Source organism: Streptomyces calidiresistens (assembly GCF_014141525.1).
Classification (GTDB): domain Bacteria; phylum Actinomycetota; class Actinomycetes; order Streptomycetales; family Streptomycetaceae; genus Streptomyces; species Streptomyces calidiresistens.
In genome coordinates this window covers 1-4,213 of record NZ_VKHS01000500.1, presented here as the reverse complement: position 1 = coordinate 4,213, position 4,213 = coordinate 1, and the positions used below count along the sequence as shown (strand labels likewise).

Below are 4,213 nucleotides of genomic sequence, written 5' to 3'. Positions count from 1 at the left end.
GCCCCGGCCACACCCTCGCCGCGGTCCGGGAGCCTTCCGGGTTCCGCCGTCGGGTCCGGCACCCCGGCCGGATCGGCGACCCCCCGGCGTCCCGTCGCGCCCCGGGCCGCGTCCGTGGTCGGCGAAGCGAGCCCCCGCGCCGCCGGCTCCCCCGGGGCGGGCGCCTCCCCGGGGGGATCGCCCGGGCCGGGGAAGCCGATCCACCCCGTGGTTCCGGCTCCCCCTCTCCCCGGTCACGATGGGGCCCGCGGGGAGGATTCCCCGGAGGGCCTCCGGCCCCCGGGCGCCGTCGACACCGACCCCCCGGAGGAGGGGGGAGTCGACATCCCCGCGCTCCCGCTCCCCCTCTCACGGTCGCTGGAACGCGCGAGAAGGTTCTCTCCCGGCACGACTTCGACCGGCGAAAGGCGGGGCTCGCTGGTTCACCACCCCGGGGACATGGCAGTCTGTGATTCCACGAAGGCTGCGCATGTCGAGGAGAGTGAGCCAGTGCGGTCCGACGCCAACATCGCCGGCCCGACGGCCGAGCCGGTCCCCGGTCCCCGGAGCGAGAACGGGGACGCTCCCGGCGGCGCCGTCGATCTCGGTCGCGCCGCGCCCTCGACCTCCGGCGACCTGCCGGTCGGTCGGGCCGCCCAACAGGCGGTCGCCGCCCTCCACCGCAACGGCGGCTCCCTTCCCCGTCCGGACCGGACCCGGATCATGATCGTCGCCAACCAGAAGGGCGGCGTCGGAAAGACCACCACGACGGTCAACCTCGCCGCCTCCCTCGCCCTGCACGGGGCCCGGGTGCTGGTGATCGACCTCGACCCCCAGGGCAACGCCTCCACCGCGCTGGGGATCGACCACCACGCCGAGGTGCCCTCCATCTACGACGTCCTCGTCGAGGGCAAGCCCCTGGCGGACGTGGTGCAGCCGGTCACCGACGTGGAGGGGCTCTTCTGCGCCCCGGCCACCATCGACCTGGCCGGCGCCGAGATCGAGCTCGTCTCGCTGGTCGCCCGGGAGAGCCGCCTGCGCCGCGCCCTGGAGGCCTACGAGCAGCCGCTCGACTACGTCTTCATCGACTGTCCGCCCTCCCTGGGGCTGCTCACGGTGAACGCCCTGGTCGCCGGAGCCGAGGTGGTCATCCCGATCCAGTGCGAGTACTACGCCCTGGAGGGGCTCGGTCAACTGCTGCGGAACGTGGAGCTGGTGCGGGGGCACCTCAATCCCGATCTGCACGTCTCCACCATCCTGCTGACGATGTACGACGGCCGCACCCGGCTCGCCTCGCAGGTCGCCGAGGAGGTTCGCAGCCACTTCGGCCACGAGGTGCTGAGGACGAACATTCCCCGGTCCGTCCGCATCTCCGAGGCGCCCAGTTACGGTCAGACCGTTCTCACCTACGACCCGAGCTCCAGTGGGGCGCTGTCCTATCTGGAAGCCGCTCGGGAGATCGCGCTGCGCGGCAGCGGCGCGCAGCAGAGCACACACGCCACGGTGGAGGGCCCCCAGTGAGTGAACGACGCAGAGGACTCGGACGAGGCCTGGGGGCATTGATCCCCGCCGCGCCGGCCGGCGACGACAGGCCACCGGCCGCGCCGCCCCGGGACGACGCGACGGAGACCGCGGACACCGGGGCGGTGGAGGCCCGGACCGGGGCGTCCACCTCTCCGGGGACGGTGCCCCCGGTGCTCCCCCGGGGCCGCGGCGCGATCCCGGCCCGTCCGGTGGGTGTGCCCGAGCCGGGCGCCGCCCCCGATTCCTTCCCGGTGCCCGGCGCGCCACCGGTGCGGGGGACGGCGGCGGAGATCGCCGTCGCGGCCGGACGGGAAGCGGGGACGGACGGCGGTGCCCTCGCCGACCCCCTCGCCGGGACGGTGGACGGCGCGCACTTCGCCGAGCTTCCCCTCGACGCCATCGCCCCCAACCCCCGGCAGCCGCGCGAGGTCTTCGACGAGGACGCCCTGGCCGAGCTGGTGACCTCCATCAAGGAGGTCGGCCTCCTCCAGCCCGTCGTGGTGCGCCGTCTGGAATCCGGCCGCTACGAGCTGATCATGGGCGAGCGGCGGCTGCGGGCCTGCCGGGAGGCGGGACTGACCGCCATTCCCGCCATCGTCCGCTCCACCGAGGACGATCGGCTGCTGCTCGACGCGTTGCTGGAGAACCTGCACCGCGCCCAGCTCAACCCCCTGGAGGAGGCGGCCGCCTACGACCAGCTGCTGCGCGACTTCAAGTGCACCCACGACGAGCTCGCCGACCGCATCGGCCGTTCGCGCCCCCAGGTCTCCAACACCCTGCGGCTGCTCAAGCTCTCCCCCGCGGTGCAGCGCCGGGTCGCGGCGGGTGTTCTCTCGGCCGGTCACGCCCGGGCGCTGCTGTCCGTGGACGACCCGGAGGAGCAGGACGCCCTGGCGTACCGGATCGTCGCCGAGGGGCTCTCGGTGCGGGCCATAGAGGAGATCGTCACCCTGCGGGCCCGGGAGAACGGCAAGCCCGCCAAGGCGCGGGGTCCCCGTCCCGGACGACGGATCTCCCCCGCCCTGGAGAACCTCGCGGGTCGGCTCTCCGACCGCTTCGAGACCCGGGTGAAGGTCGACCTGGGGCAGAAGAAGGGCAAGATCGTCGTCGAGTTCGCCTCGATGGAGGATCTCGAACGCATCCTCGGTCAGTTGGCGCCGGGGGAGAACAAGGTGCTGGAGGAACAGCTCTCCGCCGGACCCGCCGAGGGCGAGGAGAACACCTGACGGACCCGGCACCGGGGGCGGGTTCCGCCGCTCGCCCCCGGAGGGCCACGACGGGACACGGGCCGGTGCGGGACCTTTTCGGGGGTCCCGTGCCGGCCCCGGCTTTTCCGGTCCCCCCGGCCCCTCCACCGGGCGGTCGTCGTGCCGTTCCCCTGCCCCGCGGTCCGGGGTCCCCACCGGGGCGGAAGGGGGCCCGGGGAGCCGCTTCCTCCCGGCTGTTTCGTCCCGTTCTGGCTACCATGGGAGGCATGGGGCGCCAGCTTGTGCCGCTCGACCTGGAGACTGTGCCCGATCTACCGGTGCGCTGTCTGTCCTGCGTCTTCTGGGAGATGGAGCCGGTGGAGGCGGCGCTCGTTCGACGGCGGGGGCAGGCCCTGCTGGAGAAGGAGGCCTGGCTCTCCTCCGTGCTGCTGGAGTGGGGCACCTGCGGCAGGGTGGCCTACATCGACCACAATCCGGTCGGGTTCGTGAGTTACGCGCCGCCCGACGCGGTGCCGAGGGCGCCGCTCTTCTCCAGCGGACCGGTCTCGCCCGACGCGGTCCTGCTGATGACCTCCTGGCTCCATCCCGAGGCACGGGGCCAGGGGCTGGGGCGCGCGCTGCTCCAGGCGGCGGCCAAGGACGTGCTCGGACGGGGCTTTCGCGCGATGGAGGCGTTCGGGGCCTCTCCCGCCGCGGCGTCCGGGTGTGTCCTGCCGGTCGGCTACCTGGAGGAGGTGGGTTTCCGGGTGGTGCGTGATCATCCGGTGTATCCCCGCCTGCGGATGGATCTGCAGACCCTGGCCGACCGCATCGCGGAGATGGGGGCCCTCCTCGATCGGCTTCTGGGCGGTGCCCGCCTGCCCGCCCCGGGCGTCGTCCGGCCCTCCGGGGCCTGAGTCCCGCCCCGTCGGGCTCCGGGGCGCGGCGCGGGGCCGGCCACCTCGCTCACGGGTGGGGAACGGGTCACGATCGCGGTGCGGGGCACCCGACGGTTCCGGCCCGCGTTTCACGTGAAACGGCGCTCCCCGGGGAGCGCGAGTCCGCGGGGTCACCGGCGCGGGGCGAACGAACGGAAGGGGCCGGGGAGGGTGAACCCTCCCCGGCCCCTTCCGGATCCGGGACTCAGGCCAGGAACTCGGCCAGGTCCCGCTCGATGGCACCCTTCGGCTTGGCGCCCACGATGGTCTTCACCACCTCGCCACCGCGGTACACGTTCATCGTCGGGATCGACATCACGCCGTACTTGGCGGTGATCTCCGGGTTCTCGTCGATGTTGAGCTTCGCGATCACCAGCTTCTCGGAGTGCTCGCTCGCGATGGCCTCGAGAGCGGGCGCCACCTGACGGCAGGGACCGCACCACTCGGCCCAGAAATCCACCAGCACGGGCTTGTCGCTCTTCAGGACGACTTCCTCGAAGTCCTTGTCGGTGACGGTGACGGTCGCACCGGCCATGGTTCTCTCCTCAGGGTTGGAGTCGGGTGGGGTGAGGGGATGGGCAGCGG

At 73.2% G+C, this 4,213-nt stretch carries 4 protein-coding genes; 3 read left to right on the top strand and 1 reads right to left on the bottom strand.

Annotation, left to right across the window (positions count from 1 at the left end; genetic code table 11):
- The first annotated feature begins 438 nt into the window (after positions 1-438).
- The 3 genes from FOE67_RS18445 to FOE67_RS18435 all read left to right on the top strand — a co-directional run bounded on the left by FOE67_RS18445 (position 439) and on the right by FOE67_RS18435 (position 3,607).
- Positions 439-1,500, top strand: a complete 1,062-nt coding sequence (locus tag FOE67_RS18445) for a ParA family protein (RefSeq protein ID WP_228474023.1) — start codon at positions 439-441, stop codon at positions 1,498-1,500.
- Positions 1,497-2,729 (top strand): ParB/RepB/Spo0J family partition protein, encoded by a 1,233-nt coding sequence (locus FOE67_RS18440; protein ID WP_182665704.1) that lies wholly within the window; start codon positions 1,497-1,499, stop codon positions 2,727-2,729. The genes FOE67_RS18445 and FOE67_RS18440 overlap by 4 nt, the downstream gene beginning before the upstream one ends.
- 248 nt (positions 2,730-2,977) lie before the next feature.
- Positions 2,978-3,607 carry a GNAT family N-acetyltransferase gene (locus tag FOE67_RS18435; RefSeq protein WP_182665702.1) on the top strand — a complete coding sequence of 210 codons (630 nt, stop codon included), beginning with the start codon at positions 2,978-2,980 and terminating at the stop codon, positions 3,605-3,607.
- A 226-nt stretch (positions 3,608-3,833) separates the two neighbouring features.
- On the opposite strand, the gene trxA is transcribed toward FOE67_RS18435, so the two are convergent.
- Positions 3,834-4,163 (bottom strand): thioredoxin, encoded by a 330-nt coding sequence (gene trxA / locus FOE67_RS18430; RefSeq protein ID WP_182665699.1) that lies wholly within the window; start codon positions 4,161-4,163, stop codon positions 3,834-3,836.
- Positions 4,164-4,213 lie beyond the last annotated feature (50 nt).